Here is a 21,357-nt window from a genome sequence, read left to right as displayed (position 1 = left end):
TAAGCACACCGCGATGCGCAGCGATGACGGCACCGTTGTCGATTTGCGACTGCGGCAAGACAGATGTGTCACAATCGCTCGGGACCAATGATCCGTAGTAATGCGGGGGCGAGGATCAACGCGGCTGCCGAGGACCGGGCCTATAAGGAAATCGAACGTTCAGACCTTGCCAGGGACTTCATGCACCTCGAACAATCTCATTCGCCCGTCGGAAGTCGCGGCGGCATCGGCGCGGCACGTCACTGGTGCGGGACACATCGTGAGTTGGTGGTCGGGCTGGCGGGGATCGCAGTGCTTCTGCTAGCCTTTTCCGGATTGAGCGCGAGCTTGCGCGAGATCAGTCTCGGCGACATCCAGGCGACGTTCGCCACGATTGCGCTCCCGCGCTGGCTGGCCGCTTTGGCGCTGACCGCGCTCAGCTTCGCCTGCCTGATCGTGTTCGACCTCGCCGCGCTCCGCACCCTTTCTCTTCAACTGCCGTTCGTCACCGCCGCCCGCGCTGCCGTCACCAGTTATGCGATCTCGAACATGCTCGGGCTGCCGCTGCTGACCGGAGGCGCCGTGCGCCTGAATTTCTATGCGCGCGCCGGGCTGCGCGAGACCGACGTGCTGCGCGTGGTGACCTTGGCCGGGCTGAGTTTCTGGGTCGGGCTCATTGCCGTGATAGCGCTCGCGCTGCCGCTGCCGCCCGCGGAGCTTCCGATCGCCGGAACGGCGCTTCCGGCAGCGTTGCGGTGGGGCGCCCCTCTGCTCCTGATCGGCGGCCTCGCCGTCTATCTGCTCTGGACGGCGCGTGCGCCACGCAGCCTCGTGCTCGGCGCGATGCGCCTGCCCCTGCCAGGCCCGGGGCTGACGCTCGCCCAATTGCTCGCCGCAGCGCTCGATCTGATCTTCTCGGCCGGTGTCATTTACGTGCTGGTGCCGTCGCTAACGCTCGCCGATTTCCCGCTACTTCTCGGCGCCTTCGCGTTGGCGCTGGCCATCGCCGTTCTCACCCATGCGCCGGGCGGTCTCGGTGTGTTCGAGGCGATGCTGTTCCTCCTGCTTCCGGATCAGCCGAAGGCCGAGCTTGCCGCGGCCTTGCTCGGGTATCGCCTCGTCTACTTCGTGCTGCCGTTCGGACTGGCGCTGGTTTATCTCGCCGCCCGCGAGGCGGAACGGCTGCACGGCAAGGCACTGCCCGCGGTGCGTCTCGGCGGCAGCATCGCCCGCTCGCTGGCACCGCTAACGATGGCGGCGGCGGTGTTCGGCGCCGGCGCGCTCCTGATCGTGACCGGGGCGATGCCGCTCTTTCCCGATCGCGTGGCAGCGATGACAGGCCTGCTCCCCTCGGTCCTCCTCGATCTGTCGCATTTTACCAGCAGCATCGTGGGCACCTTGCTGCTGTTCATGGCCTATGGCCTCTATCGCCGCGCCGACTTCGCCTGGATCGCGAGCATGGTGCTGCTCGGCGCCGGCGTCATTCTCGCGCTGCTGCGCGCTTTAGACCTTGCCGAGGCCGGAGCGCTGGGACTGGTGCTGGTGCTGCTCGCCTGGACCCGGCCGGCTTTTTACCGGCGCACCGCCTTTAGCGGGGAGCGCTTCGGCGCGGGCTGGGCGATTGCCATCGCCGGCGTGATCGCCGCCAGCCTGTTCCTGGGCTTCTTCAGCTATAAGGACGTCGCTTACGATGAGGCGCTGTGGTGGCAGGTTCAGCCTTCGGCCGATGCGCCTCGCTTCCTGCGTGCGTCGCTGGGTGCCGGATTGGTCGCGTTGCTGCTGGCGATCCGCCGTCTCGTCCGCCCGATACCGCCGGCCCAGGCGCAGGTGCTGCCTGAGCACGTCTGGCAACGGGCGCTTGCCGGGACGGCATCGAGCGAAGCGCATCTGGCGCGCACCGGCGACAAAAGCTTCATCGTCAGCGATGCCGGCGACGCCTTCCTGATGTACCGCGTTCATGGGCGCAGCTTCATCGCGATGGGCGCGCCGGTCGGCCCTCCGGAGCGCTGGAAGGAGTTGGTGTGGAAGTTCCGCGAACTCGCGGACCGGCATGGCGCCCGCACCGTCTTCTACCGGTGTGGCCCGGAGATGCTGCCGCACGCAATCGCGCTCGGGCTCGGCATCATGAAGCTCGGCGAAGCCGCGTGCGTGCCGCTGGCCGACTTCACTTTGGACGGAAAGGCGCGCGCCAAGTTGCGCGGTGCGGTGAACCGTGCGGAACGCGAAGGCCTGCGCTTCCGAATCGTCGAGGGCGCCGCTCTGCGTGCGCTGCTTCCGGAACTTCGATCGGTGTCGGACGAATGGCTCACCGTCAAGCGACAGCGCGAGAAGCAGTTCAGCCTCGGCCGCTTCGACCACGATTATCTCACGGGTGGCAAGGCCGCACTGGTCGAACGCGACGGGCGGGTCCTCGCCTTCGCCAATCTCTGGATCCTGCCGAACGGAGCCGAAGCGTCGTTCGACCTGATGCGATCGCGCACCGACATGCCCCACGGCACGATGGATTTTCTATTCACCAGATTGATGCAATGGGCGCGCGAGCAGGGCTGCGCCACGCTTTCGCTCGGGACCGCACCGCTGTCCGGTATCGAGAACCGTCGGCTGGCGCCGCGCTGGGCACGGCTTGCAAGCGCCCTCTTCCGGCATGGTGAGGGCCTTTACGGCTATGCCGGACTACGCCGCTACAAGGAGAAGTTTCTTCCCGAATGGAGCGACCGCTATTTCATTGCCCCGCGCGGAATCGGCATGGCGCAAGCGCTCGTCGACGTGACCATGCTGGTCTCGGCACCGCCGCGACGCGACGCCCGCAGCGTTCGTCTCCTGCAGCCGGGCGGAGCTGAAATGCGCACTGCCGCCCCAGCATGGCGGCTGCTGGGCGCGCGCTGATCGCGTCAGAAGGGCGACCAGGGCAAGCAGGCAGAAACAATCTGGTCGCACCAAGCGTATCGTCGGCGCACCATGCCCCTGCCCTTCTACACGATCGGCCATTCGACCCGCTCCATTCCTGAGTTCATCGCGCTGCTGCGCGTCGGCGCCGTCGAGGTGGTGATCGACATTCGCACCGTACCGCGCTCCCGTACCAACCCACAGTATAACGCCGACGCGCTCCCCCTCGCGCTCGCCGAATTCCAGATCGACCATCACCGTATCGCCGCGCTCGGAGGGTTGCGGAAGCGGGTGCATGAGGTGCCGCCCGAAACCAACGGCTGGTGGGACAATCGCAGCTTCCACAATTACGCCGACTACGCATTGTCGCCCGAATTCACGGCGGGCCTTGCGGAGCTGGTGACGCTCGGCCGCGTTCGGCGTACCGCGATCATGTGCTCCGAGGCCGTGTGGTGGCGATGTCATCGACGGATAGTTGCCGACCATTTGATTGCCGGCGGCCAGACCGTGTTCCACCTGATGGGCGGTCTCCGTGCCGAGCCCGCGCGCCTCTCCGCAGGCGCTGCGATGACCGATCAGGGCCTGATCTACCCGCAGCCGTGAATTTCGATCCGCGACCGGGCGGCACGGGCAAATTCCACAGGCTGCAATGGTCGGGCAATCCGCGCTTCGGGGTTCTTCCCGATGGCGGCAAATGGCCGATTTCCTAAACTTGCCGGCGGTGAGGGTTGGTGGCGACGCGGCAGGTGGAGGCTCTCAATCCTCACCACATCGATGGGCCAGATCGTCCGGCCTCCGCGCCGAGGCGAGGACCATCATGCCGAGCGCCGAAGGGAGATGACGATGCCACGATCCTGGCCATGCGCTGCAGCGACGATCGCGCTTCTGGCGCTGGCGGGTTGTGCGGGAAGCGATCCGGGCCCGGGCGACGCGTCGGCATCGCGCCAGCCCAGACGCTGCTTCTCCCCACGCGAGGCGCGATTTCACGGCGGTCAACTCGAACATTGTCCACGTTCGCGCCGGCCGGGATGTCTATCGTATCGAGACGATGGGGCTTTGTTCGGACCTCAACTGGACCAATCGCATGGCCCTGGTGTCACGTGGCAGCTCGATGATCTGCGTCGGCTCCGGCCTTGGAGGCTCGATCGTCACGCGCGGCCCGACGGGGCGCCAGCGTTGCCAGGTGCGCTCGATCACGGGGCTCACCTCCGAACAAGTCGCTGCGCTCCCGGCTCGCGAGCGCCCCTGACCGATCGCTGATATCCCCCATCGTCGACGGCCTTGCTGCCGAGACGCTTGCAAGCGCCCGAAGAAAGCGGATGTCGCGAAAGGGGCTTACAATCCGGCGCTCAAGGTCCATATAGGGAATGCTACAGTCGCAAATAGACGGTCTTCGGCGCTTTGCGGCTCCTTCTTCCTTCTCTCGCTTCCAAGGCACGTGGGGACCATCCCGGTTCCTGCATCATGAAGGAATTAGATATGCCGATCGGCAACGTGAAATTTTTCGACGAGACCAAGGGCTACGGCTTCATCGCGAACGAAGCCGGCGGTGCCGACGCGTTCGTCCACATCAGCGCAGTCCAGGCTGCCGGCATGCACACGCTCGAGAAGGAGCAGCGCCTGTCGTACGAGCTCGAGACCGATCGTCGCGGCAAGACCAGCGCCGTCGATCTGCAGGCTGCTTGATCATTCGGCCCCTGCGCTTGCAGGGGCGAGACGGGAGGCGGGTGCGCATGCACCCGCCTTTTTCATTTCCAACCGGAGAGCCATCGATGTCACAGCACGAATTCTACCTGGAACGAGCCGAGGAAGCGCGCACCAGTGCCGGCGCGGCGACGCTCGACAATGTTCGGGACCGTTGGCTCAGATCCGAAGCGCGCTGGACCGAGATGGCCGCCCGCAGCGAACGTGGCGACGCGATGCGCGCGAAGCTGGTTGCCGAAAAGGCCGCCGACGCCGACGCCAAGGCCTGACGCGGCAGCGATCGCCTAAGCTTCATCCGGCCGGGACGTTCGATTCTGCGCCACCCTCGCTCCGGAGAGACATCATGTCCAGAATTCCCCTTCGCCCGTTCCTGATCTGCAAGGACGAGGACGGCCATGTCCGGCTAACCGTGCGCGAGACCCGCTATAACTCGCAGAACTACCCGCTGATCACGTCGACGTTGCAGCAGGAGACGTTCGCGACGGCCGCGGCCGCGCGGGCGCATGCCAAGATGCATTTCGGCGCCGAAGCGGGACAATTCGCCTCGAAGTAACGCGCCGGGCGCAATCGTCCGCGTTCCGCCGGCCGGACCAGGCGCTCCACGACCTCTTGTCCCTCTGCGAGGCCGCTGCCGGGGCCCGGCGTCGGCATAAGCGGCACGCAGGCGTAGACAGGAAGAGACAATGCCGAAGAAGAGTCCCGCCACGCTCGAGGTGCGAGTCGCACGTCCGGGCGACGTTCCCGCCATCCTTGCGCTGATCGGCCGCGCCTATCCCGGGATGGGCAATTACAATGCCGGGCAGGTGCTGGGGCAGATCAACAATTTCCCGGAGGGCCAGTTCGTCGCCGTGTTCGAGGAGGCGATCGTCGGCTATTGCGCGTCGTCCCGGATCGACGAGGACATCGCCCTTTCTCCCCATGATTGGTCGACGATTACCGGCAACGGCTTCGGCAGCCGTCACGATCCGACCGGCGACTGGCTTTACGGCATCGAAATGGCGGTGGACGAGCGCCAGCGCGGCCTGCGAATCGGCAAACGCCTCTACGATGCACGTCGGGCCCTTGCCGAACGACTGGAATTGCGCGGCATCGTGTTCGGCGGCCGAATGCCCGGCTATGCCCGCGTCAAGGCGAAGGTCGATGGCCCCGAAGCCTATTTGGAGGGCGTCAGGGAAGGACAATATCGCGACCAGGTGATCGGTTTCCAGCTTGCGAACGGCTTCACGCCGATCGGCGTGCTTCGCAATTACCTGCCGTTCGACAAGGCTTCGGACGGCTTTGCGGCGCACATGGTGTGGCGCAACCCTTATGTCGATCCGAACGAGCCGCCTGCCTTCCGGGTCCCCCGCGACGTCGAAAGCGTTCGCCTCGCAACCGTCCAGTTGCAGGCGCGCGCCGTCAAGGACTTCGCCGAGTTCGTGAAGAACGTCGAATATTTCGTCGACGTCGCCGCCGATTATCGATCGGACTTCGTCGTCTTCCCCGAATTGTTCACGATGTCGCTGCTCTCGTTCGAGACCGAGACGCTGACGCCGATGGAAGCGATCGACCGGATGACCGCGCACCGGGCGCCGATCGTCGCCGAATTGTCGCGCATGGCGCTGCGCTACAACATCAACATCGTCGGCGGATCGCACCCGACCCGGATCGAGGACGGCAGCGTTCAGAACGTCGCTTATGTCTGCCTGCGCGACGGCTCCGTCCACGCCCAGGAGAAGATCCATCCAACTCCGAACGAGGCCTATTGGTGGAAGATCAAGGGCGGCAGCTCGGTCGACGTCATCCAGACCGACATCGGACCGATCGGCGTGCTGATCTGCTACGACAGCGAGTTTCCGGAACTGGCCCGACGCCTGGTCGACGAAGGCGCACGGATCATCTTCGTTCCGTTCTGCACCGACAACCGCCAGGGCTATATGCGGGTGCGCTATTGCGCACAGGCGCGGGCGATCGAGAACCAATGTTTCGTCGTCCTGTCCGGCAATGTCGGCAACCTGCCGGGTGTCGACAATATGGACGTGCAATATGCGCAATCCTGTATCCTGACGCCGTGCGATTTCCCGTTCGCTCGGGACGGGATCGCCGCGGAGGCGAGCGAGAATATCGAGACGCTGACCATCGCCGACGTCAACCTCGCCGATCTCACCTGGGCGCGTGCCGAGGGCACCGTTCGCAACCTGGCCGACCGCCGCTTCGATCTTTACCGGATCGATTGGAACCGGGGGCAGCGCGGCGATGCGGAACCCGCGCCGACCGGCCCGACCAAGTCGAAGGCGCCGGGCGGAGGCTGACCCGTCGCCGAGGCATCGGCAATGCCGGAACCAGGCCACCGAACGCTCATTGAGGGTTTTCACAGCCGGAGCCCTGAGCGATGAGCCGTCGCCGTTTCTGCATGATCAGCGACCGCGACGGCTTCATCGAAGAGCTCGCAGCCGAATTGTGGGAGGAGCGCCACGGCCCCGACTGCGCCTGGGCGCAGGCAGGCGCTGAGGAACAGCACAGCTTCCGCAACCTTGCCGCCGACACGCTGCGCTTTCTCGAGCATGGGCACGGCTAGGCGCTCCGGCAGCCGGGTCTGCGCCTTGGCGCTTCTCGACGACAGATTGGCTGGGCTCCCGACCATTGCCACCGCCGTGCCGACCGTTATGGGAGCGGCATGATCATGCCGCTTGCCGCCGCCGCTTTGCTCCTCGCCGCGCCTACCGAGGCTGTGGAGGATTTCGATGCCACGCAGGTCAGCGAGGTGGATGCCATCAACTGCAAGCTGGACGTGCCGCAATATCTCAGTTTCGCTCTCGGCCTGGAGCAGGACGGGATCGCTCGCAGCCGCGGCTGGAAGACCATCAAGTCGCCCAACAGCTTCATGGCGGAATATGAACTGCCGGAGCCGGTGGTCGTCGCGGGATCGCACAGCACGCGCCGGATCGCGTTCACCTCCGATTCGATCCTCGCCATCCTCGACGTGCCGGATCCGGCCGCCGTCGCCGGCCCCGAGAAAGTCGAGAGTGCCTTGAACTTCGACACTTTTATTGACGAGATGGTCGCCACCGGAAAGGTCGACCGTGCTCAGGCCGAAGCCTCGATCAAGTTTCGGAAGTTCATCGGAGAGCGCATCATCTCGGACGAGGTCGAGCCGGCCGCCGAAGGCCAGAGTTTCGGCAGCCGCATGATCGTCGCGCGCACCATCTCCAACGTCACCAGCCATCCCGGCAAGACCCTGTTCGGCTGCTCCTACCGGTTCGAGATGATCGACGAGAATGGCGATCGGCTCTGATCCTGGGCACCGGCGCACCACGCCGCATCTTGCCCATCATCAGATGATCTGGCCCGGGCTGTTGCCGCTTCAGGTGGCTCGAAAGGCGGGTTCATAGGCGAACAGGCCCGGGGTGCCGCCGGTCATGATGAAGAGGGTGGGAGCGGTGCCTTCGCCGGCACGAAGGGCGGCGATCACGCCCGCGAACGCCTTGCCGCCGTAGACCGGATCGATCAGCAGGCCCTCGTGCCGCGCGAGGAAGCGCACCGCTTCGAGCATCGCCTCCGTCGGGATGCCGTAGCCTTCGCCGCGCTGACTGCCGTCGATGACGATATCCTCGTCCGCGATCGCCCGGTCCGCCCCGAGCGCGGCAAGCGTCGCACGCGCGAGGTCGCGCGTGGCACTGAGCGCCTGAGCCAGCGGCGCCAGCACGGTGTAGGACTGGACGCGGGAAGGATCATCACCGGCGGCCGCGAGGCCTGCGGCCAGCCCGGCATGGGTTCCGGCGCTGCCGTTCGGCACGACGATTCGCGCGAAGCGGATCCCGAGCGCCTGTTCCTGCGCCAGGATCTCGGACGCACAGGCGACGTAGCCGAGGCAGCCGATCGGTGACGAGCCACCCGCGCCGACCACATAGGCCTTGCGGCCGGCCTCTTGCAGCGACTCGGCGCGGGCATGGGCCAGGGCAAGCGTATCGCTGTCCCCCGGCACGTGATGCAGTCGCGCCCCGAACAGGCCATCCAGAAGGACGTTGCCGTTATGGCGATAGCTCTCGTCGTCGCGCGGCACCATGTCGGCCAGAACCAGTTCGCAGGCGAGCCCCGCCCGTGCACAGGCCGCGGCCGTGAGCCGCGCATGGTTGGACTGGCGCCCGCCGGTGGTGATGAAGGTATCGCAACCCTGCGCCTGCGCATCGCCGATCAGGAACTCGAGCTTGCGCAGCTTGTTGCCGCCGCCGCCGACCCCCATCAGATCGTCGCGCTTGACGAACAGGCCCGGCGACGTGCCGCCTGGGGCCAGCGCGTTCTCGAGCCGCTCCAGCCGGGCGATCGGTGTCGGGCCGCCCAGCAGCGGAAAGCGAGGCCTGTCTTCGAGCATCGGTACATCCCTGACCATCATCCCCGCGCGATCCTATAATCGCCGGCCGCCGAAATCGACCGGCACGGCGATCCCGCGCTCCTTTCGCCGCAGCCTCTCGCAAATCGGCCTGCAAGCGCCTAGCTGATCGTCATGACTCATTATGTTCAGGTTACTGCGGCCACGCCGGCCGCGCGGACCCAGGCGATCAAGCTCTACGGCCCCGAGGGCTTCGCCGGCATGCGCAAGGCCGGCCGCCTCTCCGCCGAAATCCTCGACGCCCTCGTCCCCCTGGTCGTGCCGGGCGCAAGCACCGCCGAGCTCGACGACTTCGTCCGCGAGCGGATCGTCGCCGCCGGTGCGATCCCGGCGAACATCGGCTATAGCGGCTATGCTCACGCGACCTGCATTTCGGTCAACCATGTCGTCTGCCACGGCATCCCCGGCGACAAGAAGCTGAAGGCCGGCGACATCCTCAACATCGACCTGACCTCGATCATCGACGGATGGTACGGAGACACCAGCCGGATGTACCTGGTCGGCGACGTCTCGGTGAAGGCGCGCCGGCTGGTCGACGTCACCTACGAATGCCTGATGCTGGGCATCGAACAGGCCAAGCCCGGCAACCATCTGGGCGACATCGGACATGCGATCCAGCGCCATGCGGAGAAGCACCGGATGGGCGTGGTCCGCGACTTCGTCGGGCACGGCGTCGGGCTCGTCTATCACGACACGCCGGACGTCTTCCATTATGGCGAGCCCGGCACCGGTCCCGAGCTTCGCCCCGGGATGATCTTCACCATCGAGCCGATGATCAATGCCGGACGGGCCGACACCAAAGTGCTGGACGACGGCTGGACGGCGGTGACCCGCGATCGCAGCCTGTCGGCGCAGTTCGAACATTCGATCGGCATCACCGACACCGGCTGCGAGATCTTCACGCGAAGCCCGGCCGGGCTCGACCGCCCGCCTTATTCAGGCTGAGTGAGCGCGCCTGGCTACGCTGACCGGGCGCACGCCAGCTGGCGTGCCATACATCCGGGGACCAGAGGGAGAGAAGATGAAGTCCATCGCCATGGCGCTCGGCGCCGCCCTCGTGCTCACTTCTCCCTCGGCCGCCGCCGCCGAGAGCCAGTTCAAGATGCTCGTGCTCGCCATCCCCAACAAATATCATTACGAATACATTCCGATCGCGCGCGACAGCCTGGAGCGGCTGGCGAAGCTGCACGCCTTCGAATTCACGTGGACCAACAACACCGAGGCGTTCGAAGGCGACCTCAAGCAATATGCCGCGGTCATGTTCCTCAACACACCCGGCGAGGAGCTGAACCCTGCCCAGCGCGCGAAGTTCGAAGCCTATATGCGCAGCGGCGGCAATGCGATCGTCGTCCACCGCGCTGCGATCACGCCGGCCGAGGCATGGCCCTGGTACGAGAAACTGGTCGGGCGCCGAGTGGGCGTGCACCCGATGCTGCAAACCGGCGTCGTCACCACGGTGGACAAGAGCTTCCCGGCGACGTTCGGAATTCCGCAACGATGGATCTGGAGCGACGAATTCTACGTCACCACCAATCCGTACAAGGTGACGATCGATCCCGTGCTGAACGTCGATGAGCGAAGCTACGACCCGACCAAGATCTGGCCACGCCAGGTGGCGGTGCCCATGGGCCGAGATCATCCGGTTGCCTGGCATCATCGCTACGAGGGCGGACGGGTGTTCGTGACGACGCTCGGCCACAATGGCGAGATGTATCGGGATCCGACCTACCTCAACCATCTGATGGGCGGGATCTACTGGACCGCCACCGGCCTTGGACAACAAAACTGAGCAGGACCATGCCCTACGCGCCACGCGCGCTCTGGCTTCTCGTCACCCTGGCGGCGCTTTCCGCCTGCTCCGATGACGACAAGGCGGAACGCCTTCGCGCGGCTGGCCCGAACCCCTCGCCCGAGGCTCTGCTGCGGGTTGCGAAGCCGGCGGCAGGCGCGCGCCTGTTCGGGCGCTGCGCGGCGTGCCACACGATCGGCCAGGGCGCTCCGAACCGGGCCGGTCCGAACCTGTACGGGGTGGTCGGCAGGCCCGTCGCCGCGATTCCGACGTTCGGCTATAGCCATGCCTTGAAGTCGGCGGGCGGAACCTGGAACCCGGAGCGCCTGGACACATGGCTCGCGGCGCCGGCCAAGTTCGCGCCCGGCACCAGCATGACCTTTGCGGGGCTCGGCGATCCGCTCGATCGAGCAGACGTAATCGCCTATCTGCAAAGTCAGGGCGTACCGCGGTAACCGGTTTCATCGCCGTGTCGCACCGCCTCGACAGCCAGCCATCGGCCGGTATAGCCGTTCACTTATCAGACATAATGCAGGGGATGATGATGGGCTCGACGAATTCGAAGGCGCGCAGGGCACGGGCACGATCGTGGGCAATGTTCGCCTTCCAGGCCGCAGCCATCTCCCTACTCGCAACCGCGGCGGCCGAGGCCGAGCCGCTCGCCATCCTCGATCGACACGGCGCCGCCGTCTCGGTCGAACCTTATGCGCCCAATATCGTCCGGGTCACGATCGCGCTCGACAAGGGCCTCGCCACCGAGGCGGCCGGTTACGGCATCAGCGGCAAGGCCGATGCGACCGGCTGGACGATGCGGAGCGAGCAGGCCGGCGACGTCTTCGCCTCCCCCGCCCTCAGCCTCACCGTCGATGCCAAGCCATGGCCGAAGGCGCCGAGCCAAATGGAACGCTATTTCGCCCCGTCACTGCCGGGCGTGTCGTTCAGCCTGCGGGGCGCCGACGGCCAGACCCTGCTGCAGATGAAGGGCTGGGAGATGGCGCCGCACGTGGTCAACGGCGAGAAGACCTTCCAGGTCGGCGCCAGCTTCGATGCGCCGCTCGACGAGCATTATTACGGCCTCGGCCAGAACCAGGAAGGCACGCTCGACCTTCGGGGCCGCACGATCGATTGCCGCCACTGGTATGACGCGCCCGCCGGCGAGACGGTCTGCGTGCCGTTCCTGGTCTCGAACAAGGGCTATGGCATCGTCTGGGACAATCCGTCCGCGACCAGCGTCTCGCCGGGCCTCCACAATGCCACCCGCTTCCAGAGCCAGGTCGGGGAGCGCGTGTCCTTCTTCGTCATCACCGGCAAGACCAGCGACGAGCTTTATGCCGGCTATGCGCGGTTGACCGGCAAGACGCCGCTGCCGCCCAAGGCCGCCTTCGGCCTGATCCAGTCCAAGGCGCGCTACGAATCGCAGAAGGAGCTTCTCGACGTGGCCGAAGGCTATCGCAGCCGCGGCTATCCACTCGACGTGATGGTGCTCGACTGGTTTTACTGGACCCGGATGGGGCAGCTCGACATCGATCGCACCTATTTCCCGGATCCGAAGGCGATGAACGACACGCTCCATTCCCAGGGCATGCACTCGATCATCAGCGTCTGGCCGCGGTTCGAGCGGGAAAGCCGCTATTTCGACCTGCTCGACACCAAGGGCTGGCTACTCAAGGACAAGGACGGCAATTCGGTCGATGGCCTGCCATTCCGGTCCGATCGCGCCGGCGCACTGCTCGATACGACCAATCCGGATGCCCGTGCGTGGTTCTGGGGCAAGATCCGTGACAACATCCTGTCGCAGGGCTTCGACTATACCTGGCTCGACGAGACCGAGCCCGACCTCGTGCCGGACGATTATTTCTACTCGATCGGATCAGGCGCCCGCTACCACAACGTCTACCCGCTGCTGCACACCTCGTCGGTGGCGGACGGCTCAGCGAACGACATGCCGAACAAGCGCAACATGATCCTGTGCCGTGCCGCCTATCTCGGCACCCAGCGCAACGGCTGCCTGTTCTGGTCATCCGACGTGCAATCGACCTGGGAGGCGCTGCGGCGCCAGGTGCCGGCCGGTCTCGGCTTCACGGCGTCCGGCATGGCCTATTGGTCGAGCGACACCGGTGGCTGGCAATGGCCGAACGGACCGAAGGCGCAGCGGCCGGTGCTGCTCGACCCGGCAGGGGCGGTGTCGACCTCCGCGGGCTATGACGATTATCCGGAGCTGTTCACGCGCTGGTTCGCCTACAACACGTTCACGCCGACCCTGCGCATCCACGGTCAGCGGCCGGGCAGCAGCGCGATCTGGGACTATGGCAAGGCGGCCGAGCCGGTGCTGGCCGGCTTCCTGAAGCTTCGCTACGCGCTGATGCCCTATCTGTATTCGCTCGGCTACCAGACCTATCGCACCGGCGCCCCGTTCATGCGCGCTCTGTTCATGGACTTCCCCAACGATCCGAAGGTCGCCACGATCGGCGACCAATATATGTTCGGCCCCGCCTTCCTGGTCGCGCCGGTGACCGAGCAGGGCGTGACCAGCCGCCCCGTCTACCTCCCGGCGGGCAGCGACTGGTACGATTATTGGACCGAGCAGCGCTACACGGGCGGCCAGACGATCGATGCGGCCGCGCCGATCGACAAGATCCCGCTGTTCGTTCGGGCAGGCTCGATCGTGCCGATGGGCGCGCCGGTGCAGAATACGAGCAGCCGCCAGCCGATCGAGGCGATCCGCGTCTATCCCGGCCGCGACACCAGCTTCACCCTTTATGACGACGATGGCACCACGAATGCCTATGTCAGCGGCAAAGGCAGCAGCGCGACGCTTCGCTGGGACGATCGCGCTGGCCGGCTCACCGCTTCGGGCAAGCTGCCGACAGCCCAGGGAGTCGACGGGCTGGTGCGCGTGATCGGTGCCGGGGGGCGCGCCGGCGACTGAGCAAGCGCACGCCCCACCCGGATCTCAGGACGCCTTCGCGACCTTCACCGTCACGTCGGGGGCATCACGCAGCTTCAGGTGGAGCGTGCCGTCTGTGGCACGCGGCACGGTGACGCTGGTTGCGGTATAGCCGGGCGGAACCACCGCGGCGGTAGCGAAAGAGGGATCGGCCGAGACGGACTCGATCAGGTAGAGATCGGAGCCGCTGAGCGTGCACGCCGTCTCGCCGTCCGCGCAGGCAAGGCTGCGCAGATCCGGCATGCGCACCAGAGTTGCGAGTGGCGTCCAGTCGCCGGCCGCGTCCCCTTGCACGAGCCGGAAGCGCAGCGGCCCAAAAGCGGCCGCGCCAAACGATTCAGCGGGTCGCAGGCGCGCAACCAATGTGGTCGCATCGACGCGGGTCAGGCCGATGCCCGGCTTCAGGTTCGCCACCGTGCCGCCCGGCCCTTCGATCTCGATCGTCTCGCGTCCGTCGAAGCGGGTGGCGCCCTGCGCCCGCAAGGCAAAGGTCAGCAGGCCGGTGCCGGGCAGCGCTCGATCCCCCAGCAGCTCGATACGCATCGCCCCGGCCGAAGCGGGTATCTCGACCGTCCGGTTGACGATCGCTGCCGACGGGCGCGGTTCGGCAACCTGGACCCGAACATTGACCGAGCGGCCGTCCTTGAGCGTCACCTTCGCCCGGGTCTGCTGACCGGAACGGAGGTTCTCCAAAGACTCCTCGGTCGACAGCGCCAGTTGGTCGAGGTCCTTCACGCGGCTTAGGGTGCCCGGGCGAAAAGCAGTGCCGTCGAGATCGAGACCGGCAACCTGATCGAGACGGGTGCCGCTGAGCGTTCCGATCCGGTCACCGGCATGGAGGACGAAGGAATCGATTCGGCTCCCCTCGGTATAGGCCGTGAGGTCGAGGCGCTCGGGCGCGATGCCGAAGCGCTTGATGCGGAGTTCGACGCCGCCCGGTTTCGTGTTCTGCAGCGGCAGCGTAACGGCGATGGAACCGGCACCGGTCGGCTTCCACCCGGCGGGCTGCGGCGGGGCGTCGCCCTGCGCGAACGACACTGCCTCGACGCAGGACGCGGTGCCGCCGTCGAGCAGGATCTCATTGGCGCGGCCCACCACCGGCGCGCCGCCGGCGGCGACGCGCCATTCCCCGGCGGCCGCGCCCTGCACCTTGAAAGCGGGCCCTTGTATCGGGTCGAAACCCCAACGCCCCAGCAGGGTCGCTTCGGCGACCGGCCCCAAGCTGGTCGGGAACGGCGTTCCCGCCAGCATCAAGCCGCCCCGCGCGGCATCGGCACGCACCGGCACTTCGACGATAGCGCCCTCTGACGTGCGGGCGCGCAGCCTGAGATCGTGCGCGAACCCCGCCGCATAGAGCAATGGCGCCCCCTCGATCGGCAAGGCGAGGCCAGGCCGATCGACGCAGGCGATCGCCGCCGGCGCTGCGGCACGGATCGTCGGCAGCTCGGCCGGCTCGATCGACGGCAAGGGTGCAACGAGCACCGAATGCGGCTTCTGGAAGGACGGCGCAGTGTTGAGCAGCAGCCTGACCCCCTCGCCCCGGCCGAGCGCGAGCGCCGGAATATACTGATATTGAGGCGACCGGAACGCACCTAGCAGCCGCGCGACCTCACGCACCAGGGTGATGTAGGGATTGTAATAGCCGGCGCCGCCTTCCGGCGTGGCGCTGACCTGATAAGCAAGATCCACCGGAGCGCCGGTGAGAGTCTCGGCGAGCGTCGCCTTTCGCCCGTCGTTCAGGATCAGGGCTTCGCGGCTCTGGGTGAGGCAGGGCGCCTGCAGGCTGCGCTCACGCTGCAGGCATTCCGGAGTCCAGCGGATGGCAAGGCTGCGGGCAAGCACCGGCGACAAGGCTTCGAGCGTCTGGCCCCCGGTCACGTCGGCAGCGTGGATGCCCTCGAGAAAAGCTTCGAGGCGCGCACGATCGAGCGAGGCCTGGCCGAGATCCCGCGCGGCACGAATGAACACGCCGGGGCGGCCACGAACGGCGCTGACCAGCGCGCCGTAACCGCCGCCGACCTCCGGCGCGAGCAGCACAACCGCCTCCTTCGCACCGTCGGGGACGGTGGCGACGAGGGTATCGGCCTTCCTGGTCAGTGTCAGCCGGGTAAACCAGTCCTTGGGCGGCGGGGTCGCGGCGTCGCGCAGGAAGGCGACGACCAGCATATGCCGCCCCGACCGGTCGGCCGGCAAGGCCGCCTCCATCCTGATGCGATCGCCGGCCTGCAATTGCGGGACGCGGCCGAGCGGCAAGGTCTCGCCCGCGCGCGTAACCGTTGCTTCGAGCTCGGGGCCAGGCAGATCGAAGGCGCCGGTCTGGGCACGCGCCGCGCCGGCGGCGGCCAGGCCGGCAAGCAGCAGCAACAAGGCACGCATCATCTTCATCGACCGCCGATCCGTATCGCTGGGCGCCTGTTGCACCGGCTGTCGGCTTCGATCAACCTGTGCCTCCTACCGGCGATCGTCGCGTGAAGGCCGCGCTGGAGGGTGCCTATCCTCCTCGGCGCAGACGCGCGGATCACGATCGAAGTCTTCGCCGAATACTTCCTCCGCTTCCGCCACGTCGTGCGCAGTCGAGGGCATGGGGCCGGCGAAACGCAGCAGAAGGAAGCCGAGAAGACCGGCTGCGGCGGATCCGGCAAGCGTTCCGATCTTTGCCGAGGCGATAAACGCCGGCTCGGCGAAGGCGAGCTCGCCGATGAACAGGCTCATGGTGAAGCCGATGCCGCACAGCAAAGCCGCGCCATAGATGTGCAACCAGCGCAAGTGAGGGGGCTTGGGCGCGAGACCGGTACGATCGGCGATCCAGATCGCGCTGAACACGCCGAGCTGCTTGCCGACGAGCAGACCGAAAGCCACCGCGAGCGGCAGAGGGGAGAACAGCGCGTCGAAACCGGCGACGGTGACGCCGGCGCTGGCGAAGCCGAAGATGGGGACGATCCCGAACATCACCCACGGATGGATCGCATGTTCGAGCCGCTTCAACGGGCTGTAGGCTTCGCCGCGCCCGAGCGGGACGGTGAGCGCCGCGAGCACCCCAGCAATGGTCGCATGGATCCCGGATTGCTGGACTGCGACCCACAGGAAGACGAAGCCGATCAGATAGGGGCCAAGGCGCCGCACCCCGAACATGTTCATTGCCGCCATCACAGCCACCAGGCCCGCGCTTGCCGCAAGCGCGGCTGTGTTGAGATCCGCGGTGTAGAAGAGCGCGATGATCGCGACCGCACCGATGTCGTCGATGACCGCGATGGTAACGAGCAGCAGCTTGATCGAAGCCGGGACACGCCCTCCGATCAAGGCGATGACGCCGAGCGCGAAGGCAATGTCGGTGGCAGCCGGGATCGCCCAGCCGCGGCTCAGCTGAGGATCAAAGCCGCTCACCAGCAAATAGACGAAAGCCGGCACTGCCATGCCGGACGCAGCGGCGAGCATCGGCAGGCGCCGGGCCGCCGGCGTTGCCAACTGACCGTCATACCATTCGCGCTTCACCTCGAGACCGACCAACAGGAAGAACACCGCCATCAGCGCGTCGGCGATCCAATAGTGGACCGAAAGCGGCCCGAGTTCTGCGTGCAGGAGCTGGTCGTACAAGGAGGCGAACGGCGAGTTGGCGATAATGAGCGCAAGCGCCGCGGCGGCCATCAGCAGCAGACCGGCATTGCGTTCGGCTCTGGCAGGATCGTGGGCGGACATGGCACGGCCCTGCACAGCTACTTCTACTCACGCAACCCGCCTTCGGAGCGCTCCCTGCCTGTCCTCGGTTGTCAGCGCGGGCGGTGGTCGGTGCCGAGGCCCGACGTGATGAAGATGCAGGTCGCCTCCGCTTCGGGATCGCCATCGACCGTATGCCAGACACCCGGCGGATTAATTGCATAGTCGCCGGCGGCCAGCGTTTCGCGGGAATGGCGGCCGTCGGGGAATTCCTGGAGGAGCGTGATCCGACCGGCAATGCAGATCACCACCTCCGCCCCGTGCGGGTGAACTTCCCAGTTCGTCCAGCTTCCGGTGAAGCTGTATTGCATCACCAGCCTTCCCTCCGCGCCGTCTGCCGCATGCCGTTCGCCGTAAGCCGCATACCATTCCGGTCCGGTCAAAGGCGGCTGGACCAGGGCGGAAGCGCCGTTGCCGAGATGGATCGGGTGGGTTGCAAGGCTTGGCATCGATCGCTCCTTTGGCCGTGAATGCGCGGTCGGGGCCTACTGGTTCCACAGCGAAGGCGGCTGACGCAAGCCGTCGACGTCCCGGATAGCGCAATCTTCGCTCTTGAAATCCACGGCCGCTGCACTCACCTGCTTCGCCATGCGGGCCGGGCCCCTCTGGCGGCGCTCCTCGGAGCGTCGTGATGTCGGACCGCATCGAGTGCGCTCGATGCCTGGCCTGGTCTCCCAATTTCCGGTTGCCGTGCACCGTGCGCCCTCGCGAGGACACTCAAGAGGAGAGGCACATGGATTTCCTGATGCACGCCTGGCTCGGCACGCCGATCTGGTTCTGGGCGGCCTTCATCGGCCTGGTGGTCGCGCTGACCGCCTTCGACCTCGGCATCCTGCACAAGCAGGATCGCGAGATGGGTATCGCCGAGAGCCTGAAGCTCTCCGCCTTCTACATCAGCATCGCCCTTCTTTTCGGCGCCTGGGTATGGGCCGAGAAGGGCGCCGATCTCGGCATGAAATATTATACCGGCTTCTTCATCGAGAAGGCGCTGTCGATCGACAACGTCTTCGTGATCAGCCTGATCTTCACCTATTTCGCGATTCCCCGCATCTACCAATATCGGGCTCTGCTTTGGGGAATTGTCGGCGTGATCGTGCTGCGCGGGCTGATGATCGGGGTCGGGGCCGCCGTCGTTCAGCAATATCATTGGGTTCTCTACATTTTCGCCGCGTTTCTGATCGGGACCGGCATCAAGATGCTGTTCACCAGCGACAAGCCGATCGATCTCGGACGCAATCCGATCCTCCGCTTCATCTCGCGGCACATGCGCGTGACGCCGGATCTGCACGGGCAGAAATTCCTCGTGAAGGTGCCCGACGGGAAAACCGGCAGGCTGGTGGTCGCAGCGACGCCGCTGCTGCTCGCCCTGGTGGTGATCAACCTTGCCGACCTGGTGTTCGCCGTCGATTCCGTGCCGGCCGTGTTCGCGATCACCACCGACACGTTCATCGTCTACACGTCGAACATCATGGCGATCCTCGGCCTCCGCGCCCTGTATTTCGCGCTGGCGGCGATGGTTCATCGCTTCGACTATCTGAAATATGCGCTCGCGCTCGTGCTCGTGTTCATCGGCACCAAAATCTTCGTCGCCGATTTCATGCTCGACAGCGGCAAATTCCCGCCGGTGCTGAGCCTTGCCGTCACCTTTGCGCTGATCCTCGGCGGCATTCTTTATTCCCTTTGGAAGACCCGCAAGGATGGGCCGGCAGCCGGCGGCACCTGAGCGGGCCTTTGAATGGGCGGATGGGCGCGGCTATAGGCGCCGCCCATCCGGCCCTTCGGCCGCCCTCCAGCCTGGGACGTACCAATGAGCAGCTCGGACGAGGCGCTGAACGCGCGGCATAACGAGAAAGCGAAGAAGCGGCAGGCCGCCCGCGCCAAGATCATGGCCGACAAGACCCAGGAGAAGGGTCTGCTGATCGTCCACACCGGCAAGGGGAAGGGCAAGTCGACTGCCGCATTCGGGCTGGTCGCACGGGCGATTGGCCACGGCATGAAGATCGGCATCGTCCAGTTCATCAAAGGCAGCTGGGCGACTGGGGAGAAAGCGGTCTACGCCGCGTTCCCCGGGCAGGTGGAGCACAAGGTGATGGGCGAAGGCTTCACCTGGGACACGCAGGATCGCGAACGCGACATCGCCTGGGCGCGACAGGGCTGGGAGGAGATGCTTCGCATGGTGCGCGACCCTGCTTACGACATGGTGCTCGCCGACGAACTCAACATCGTCCTGCGCTACGAATATCTGCCCGTGGAAGAGGTCGTCGCCGGGCTCAGCGAGCGCCCGCCGATGAAGCACGTCATCGTCACGGGCCGCAACGCGCCCGATGCGCTGATCGAGGCGGCGGACCTCGTCACCGAGATGGTGCAGGTGAAGCATCCGTTCCGGTCCGGCGTGAAGGCGCAGAAGGGCATCGAATTTTGAACGAGCAGGCGGCGCTCGGCCGCGGGCTGATCGTCGCGGCGCCACGTTCCGGATCGGGCAAGACGATCCTGACGATCGCCCTGCAACGCGCCTTCGCCCGGCGCGGCATCAGGGTGCGCGGCGCGAAGTGCGGACCGGACTATATCGATCCGGCTTTCCACTCGGCCGCCACCGGCGAGTCCTCGATCAACCTCGACGGCTTTGCAATGGCGCCGGACCTGGTGCGAGGTCTTGCCTCAAGCATCGCCGCCGACGCCGAGCTGGTGATCGGCGAAGCCGCCATGGGATTGTTCGACGGCGCAGTCGCGGAAGGCCGCTCCGGCGCAGCCGCGGACGTCGCCAACCTGCTCGACTGGCCGGTGCTGCTGGTGATCGACGCGTCGGGCGCCGCGCAGTCCGTCGCGGCGGTAGCGCACGGCTGCGCCACCTTTCCCGGAGCGCCGCGTATCGCCGGGATCATTGCCAATCGCGTTGCGAGCCCGCGCCACCGCCGGATGATCGAAGATGGGCTGGCGCGGATCGGAATGCCCCTGCTCGGTGCACTCTCGCCCGACCCCGGCTTCAGTCTGCCCTAGCGCCATCTCGGCCTCGTGCAGGCCGGCGAGCATTCCGATCTCGGCGACCGTATCGATGCGATGGCGGAGCTGGTGACGGCGCAATGCGATCTGGACGCCATTCTGACCATGGCCGCGCCGGCTCCTCGCGCGCCGATGCCGCCCTCCTCGCTTCGTCCGCCCGGGCAGCGCATCGCAGTTGCCCGCGACGACGCCTTCGCTTTCTTCTACCCGCATCTGGCGCGCTGGTGGCGAGACGCCGGCGCCGAAAGCACTTTCTTCTCGCCGCTTGCCGACGAAGCGCCCGCCGACCATTGCGACAGCTGCTGGCTGCCCGGCGGCTATCCGGAGCTCCACGCCGGAAGACTGGCGGGGAACGGCCGCTTTCTCGCCGGTCTTCGTCACTTTGCCGAGACCCGGCCGGTTCATGGCGAGTGCGGCGGATATATGGTGCTCGGCCGCTCGCTCGAAGACGCCGACGGTGTCCTCCATCCTATGGCGGGGCTGCTCCCGGTCGATGCCAGCTTCGCCCGGCGCAAGCTCTCGCTCGGCTATCGCCGAGCAATCTTGCGCCGCGATACGAGCTTCGCCGACGCCGGGCGGACGATGTTCGGCCACGAATATCACCATGCCACCATAGTGGGCGAAGGCGGCGGAGAGGCGTTCGCCGATATCGCCGATGCCGCGGGGGCACCGCTCGGAGCCGCCGGCCATCGCCGGGGCCTCGTCTCCGGCAGCTTCTTCCACTTGATCGCCTGAAGCGTCGCCCGTAAGGGCGGGCTTGCGACAGGTTCCCCGAAAGGGGATCAAAAGGGAACGGGGTTCGAGACCCCGGCTGCCCCTGCAACTGTGAGCGGCGAGCCACTGGGCCAAATGCCATTGGGATCGAAAGATCCTGAGAAGGCGGCCCGGACCGGCACTGACCCGTGAGCCAGGAGACCTGCCCGTCGCGGTCGTCCTTCGTCCGGACAGGGTGTTCCGGTCGAACGAGGT

At 66.3% G+C, this 21,357-nt stretch carries 21 protein-coding genes and 1 riboswitch; of the genes, 17 read left to right on the top strand and 4 right to left on the bottom strand.

The window, feature by feature from the left end:
* Nucleotides 1–63: 63 nt before the first annotated feature.
* From mprF to ETR14_RS14225, 9 genes are all read left to right on the top strand, one after another.
* Nucleotides 64–2,865 (top strand): bifunctional lysylphosphatidylglycerol flippase/synthetase MprF, encoded by a 2,802-nt coding sequence (mprF, locus tag ETR14_RS14260; RefSeq protein ID WP_129385572.1) that lies wholly within the window; start codon nt 64–66, stop codon nt 2,863–2,865.
* Nucleotides 2,866–2,937: 72 nt separating this feature from the next.
* Nucleotides 2,938–3,468 carry a DUF488 family protein gene (locus ETR14_RS14255; RefSeq protein WP_129385570.1) on the top strand — a complete coding sequence of 177 codons (531 nt, stop codon included), beginning with the start codon at nt 2,938–2,940 and terminating at the stop codon, nt 3,466–3,468.
* Between the two features lie 298 nt (nt 3,469–3,766).
* Complete coding sequence (locus ETR14_RS29750; protein ID WP_371416675.1) at nt 3,767–4,114, top strand: DUF6491 family protein; 348 nt, start codon at nt 3,767–3,769, stop codon at nt 4,112–4,114.
* A 230-nt stretch (nt 4,115–4,344) separates the two neighbouring features.
* On the top strand, nt 4,345–4,551 hold the full coding sequence (locus tag ETR14_RS14250) for a cold-shock protein (RefSeq protein ID WP_129385568.1): 207 nt from the start codon (nt 4,345–4,347) through the stop codon (nt 4,549–4,551).
* Nucleotides 4,552–4,637: 86 nt separating this feature from the next.
* Entirely contained in the window at nt 4,638–4,838 is a 201-nt protein-coding gene (locus tag ETR14_RS14245; protein WP_129385566.1) for a hypothetical protein, read from the top strand.
* A gap of 74 nt (nt 4,839–4,912) precedes the next feature.
* Nucleotides 4,913–5,122, top strand: coding sequence for a hypothetical protein (locus tag ETR14_RS14240; protein ID WP_129385565.1), 210 nt, complete (start codon nt 4,913–4,915; stop codon nt 5,120–5,122).
* 130 nt (nt 5,123–5,252) lie between these two features.
* Nucleotides 5,253–6,860 carry a GNAT family N-acetyltransferase gene (locus tag ETR14_RS14235; RefSeq protein WP_129385563.1) on the top strand — a complete coding sequence of 536 codons (1,608 nt, stop codon included), beginning with the start codon at nt 5,253–5,255 and terminating at the stop codon, nt 6,858–6,860.
* Nucleotides 6,861–6,940: 80 nt separating this feature from the next.
* Nucleotides 6,941–7,126 carry a hypothetical protein gene (locus tag ETR14_RS14230; RefSeq protein WP_129385561.1) on the top strand — a complete coding sequence of 62 codons (186 nt, stop codon included), beginning with the start codon at nt 6,941–6,943 and terminating at the stop codon, nt 7,124–7,126.
* Between the two features lie 99 nt (nt 7,127–7,225).
* Nucleotides 7,226–7,843 (top strand): hypothetical protein, encoded by a 618-nt coding sequence (locus ETR14_RS14225; RefSeq protein WP_129385559.1) that lies wholly within the window; start codon nt 7,226–7,228, stop codon nt 7,841–7,843.
* Between the two features lie 69 nt (nt 7,844–7,912).
* On the opposite strand, the gene ETR14_RS14220 is transcribed toward ETR14_RS14225, so the two are convergent.
* Nucleotides 7,913–8,920 (bottom strand): D-cysteine desulfhydrase family protein, encoded by a 1,008-nt coding sequence (locus tag ETR14_RS14220; protein WP_129385557.1) that lies wholly within the window; start codon nt 8,918–8,920, stop codon nt 7,913–7,915.
* Nucleotides 8,921–9,052: 132 nt separating this feature from the next.
* Between ETR14_RS14220 and map the strand changes: the two genes are divergently transcribed.
* The 4 genes from map to ETR14_RS14200 all read left to right on the top strand — a co-directional run bounded on the left by map (nt 9,053) and on the right by ETR14_RS14200 (nt 13,656).
* Nucleotides 9,053–9,883, top strand: coding sequence for a type I methionyl aminopeptidase (gene map, locus ETR14_RS14215; protein ID WP_129385555.1), 831 nt, complete (start codon nt 9,053–9,055; stop codon nt 9,881–9,883).
* Between the two features lie 76 nt (nt 9,884–9,959).
* Nucleotides 9,960–10,727 (top strand): ThuA domain-containing protein, encoded by a 768-nt coding sequence (locus ETR14_RS14210; protein WP_129385553.1) that lies wholly within the window; start codon nt 9,960–9,962, stop codon nt 10,725–10,727.
* An 8-nt stretch (nt 10,728–10,735) separates the two neighbouring features.
* Nucleotides 10,736–11,182: a cytochrome c family protein gene (locus ETR14_RS14205; protein ID WP_129385551.1), complete on the top strand. Its 447-nt coding sequence runs from the start codon at nt 10,736–10,738 to the stop codon at nt 11,180–11,182.
* Nucleotides 11,183–11,322: 140 nt separating this feature from the next.
* Nucleotides 11,323–13,656, top strand: a complete 2,334-nt coding sequence (locus tag ETR14_RS14200; RefSeq protein WP_129385549.1) for a glycoside hydrolase family 31 protein — start codon at nt 11,323–11,325, stop codon at nt 13,654–13,656.
* A gap of 24 nt (nt 13,657–13,680) precedes the next feature.
* Here ETR14_RS14200 and ETR14_RS14195 read toward each other — a convergent pair whose 3' ends face one another.
* The 3 genes from ETR14_RS14195 to ETR14_RS14185 all read right to left on the bottom strand — a co-directional run bounded on the left by ETR14_RS14195 (nt 13,681) and on the right by ETR14_RS14185 (nt 17,837).
* Nucleotides 13,681–16,059 carry a hypothetical protein gene (locus ETR14_RS14195; RefSeq protein WP_129385547.1) on the bottom strand — a complete coding sequence of 793 codons (2,379 nt, stop codon included), beginning with the start codon at nt 16,057–16,059 and terminating at the stop codon, nt 13,681–13,683.
* 66 nt (nt 16,060–16,125) lie between these two features.
* Nucleotides 16,126–17,370 (bottom strand): Na+/H+ antiporter NhaA, encoded by a 1,245-nt coding sequence (gene nhaA / locus ETR14_RS14190; RefSeq protein ID WP_129385545.1) that lies wholly within the window; start codon nt 17,368–17,370, stop codon nt 16,126–16,128.
* Between the two features lie 71 nt (nt 17,371–17,441).
* Nucleotides 17,442–17,837, bottom strand: coding sequence for a cupin domain-containing protein (locus tag ETR14_RS14185; RefSeq protein ID WP_129385543.1), 396 nt, complete (start codon nt 17,835–17,837; stop codon nt 17,442–17,444).
* A 284-nt stretch (nt 17,838–18,121) separates the two neighbouring features.
* Here ETR14_RS14185 and ETR14_RS14180 point away from each other — a divergent pair, with 284 nt between their 5' ends.
* The 4 genes from ETR14_RS14180 (at nt 18,122) to ETR14_RS29740 (ending at nt 21,123) form a co-directional block, all read left to right on the top strand.
* Entirely contained in the window at nt 18,122–19,111 is a 990-nt protein-coding gene (locus tag ETR14_RS14180; RefSeq protein ID WP_129385541.1) for a TerC family protein, read from the top strand.
* Between the two features lie 84 nt (nt 19,112–19,195).
* Nucleotides 19,196–19,810 (top strand): cob(I)yrinic acid a,c-diamide adenosyltransferase, encoded by a 615-nt coding sequence (gene cobO / locus ETR14_RS14175; RefSeq protein ID WP_129385539.1) that lies wholly within the window; start codon nt 19,196–19,198, stop codon nt 19,808–19,810.
* Nucleotides 19,807–20,385: a hypothetical protein gene (locus tag ETR14_RS29745; RefSeq protein ID WP_371416674.1), complete on the top strand. Its 579-nt coding sequence runs from the start codon at nt 19,807–19,809 to the stop codon at nt 20,383–20,385. The genes cobO and ETR14_RS29745 overlap by 4 nt, the downstream gene beginning before the upstream one ends.
* A gap of 15 nt (nt 20,386–20,400) precedes the next feature.
* The gene (locus tag ETR14_RS29740; protein ID WP_371416673.1) at nt 20,401–21,123 is read left to right on the top strand and encodes a hypothetical protein; all 723 of its coding nucleotides are present in this window, start codon (nt 20,401–20,403) and stop codon (nt 21,121–21,123) included.
* Nucleotides 21,124–21,135: 12 nt separating this feature from the next.
* A riboswitch (cobalamin riboswitch) is annotated at nt 21,136–21,327 on the top strand.
* Nucleotides 21,328–21,357: the final 30 nt, after the last annotated feature.

The sequence above is a fragment of the Sphingosinicella sp. BN140058 genome (genome assembly GCF_004135585.1).
Taxonomy (GTDB): Bacteria; Pseudomonadota; Alphaproteobacteria; order Sphingomonadales; family Sphingomonadaceae; genus Allosphingosinicella.
This window is presented reverse-complemented; position numbering and strand designations above follow the sequence as displayed.

Coding starts and splice junctions, on each gene's coding strand:
- ETR14_RS14195 (WP_129385547.1), bottom strand. CDS start 16,059: ATGAAGATGATGCGTGCCTTGTTGCTGCTGCTTGCCGGCCTGGCCGCC.
- ETR14_RS14230 (WP_129385561.1), top strand. CDS start 6,941: ATGAGCCGTCGCCGTTTCTGCATGATCAGCGACCGCGACGGCTTCATC.
- ETR14_RS14235 (WP_129385563.1), top strand. CDS start 5,253: ATGCCGAAGAAGAGTCCCGCCACGCTCGAGGTGCGAGTCGCACGTCCG.
- mprF (WP_129385572.1), top strand. CDS start 64: ATGTGTCACAATCGCTCGGGACCAATGATCCGTAGTAATGCGGGGGCG.
- ETR14_RS14180 (WP_129385541.1), top strand. CDS start 18,122: ATGGATTTCCTGATGCACGCCTGGCTCGGCACGCCGATCTGGTTCTGG.
- map (WP_129385555.1), top strand. CDS start 9,053: ATGACTCATTATGTTCAGGTTACTGCGGCCACGCCGGCCGCGCGGACC.
- ETR14_RS14250 (WP_129385568.1), top strand. CDS start 4,345: ATGCCGATCGGCAACGTGAAATTTTTCGACGAGACCAAGGGCTACGGC.
- nhaA (WP_129385545.1), bottom strand. CDS start 17,370: ATGTCCGCCCACGATCCTGCCAGAGCCGAACGCAATGCCGGTCTGCTG.
- ETR14_RS14220 (WP_129385557.1), bottom strand. CDS start 8,920: ATGCTCGAAGACAGGCCTCGCTTTCCGCTGCTGGGCGGCCCGACACCG.
- ETR14_RS14210 (WP_129385553.1), top strand. CDS start 9,960: ATGAAGTCCATCGCCATGGCGCTCGGCGCCGCCCTCGTGCTCACTTCT.
- ETR14_RS14225 (WP_129385559.1), top strand. CDS start 7,226: ATGATCATGCCGCTTGCCGCCGCCGCTTTGCTCCTCGCCGCGCCTACC.
- ETR14_RS14185 (WP_129385543.1), bottom strand. CDS start 17,837: ATGCCAAGCCTTGCAACCCACCCGATCCATCTCGGCAACGGCGCTTCC.
- ETR14_RS14255 (WP_129385570.1), top strand. CDS start 2,938: ATGCCCCTGCCCTTCTACACGATCGGCCATTCGACCCGCTCCATTCCT.
- ETR14_RS14200 (WP_129385549.1), top strand. CDS start 11,323: ATGTTCGCCTTCCAGGCCGCAGCCATCTCCCTACTCGCAACCGCGGCG.
- ETR14_RS14240 (WP_129385565.1), top strand. CDS start 4,913: ATGTCCAGAATTCCCCTTCGCCCGTTCCTGATCTGCAAGGACGAGGAC.
- ETR14_RS14245 (WP_129385566.1), top strand. CDS start 4,638: ATGTCACAGCACGAATTCTACCTGGAACGAGCCGAGGAAGCGCGCACC.
- cobO (WP_129385539.1), top strand. CDS start 19,196: ATGAGCAGCTCGGACGAGGCGCTGAACGCGCGGCATAACGAGAAAGCG.
- ETR14_RS14205 (WP_129385551.1), top strand. CDS start 10,736: ATGCCCTACGCGCCACGCGCGCTCTGGCTTCTCGTCACCCTGGCGGCG.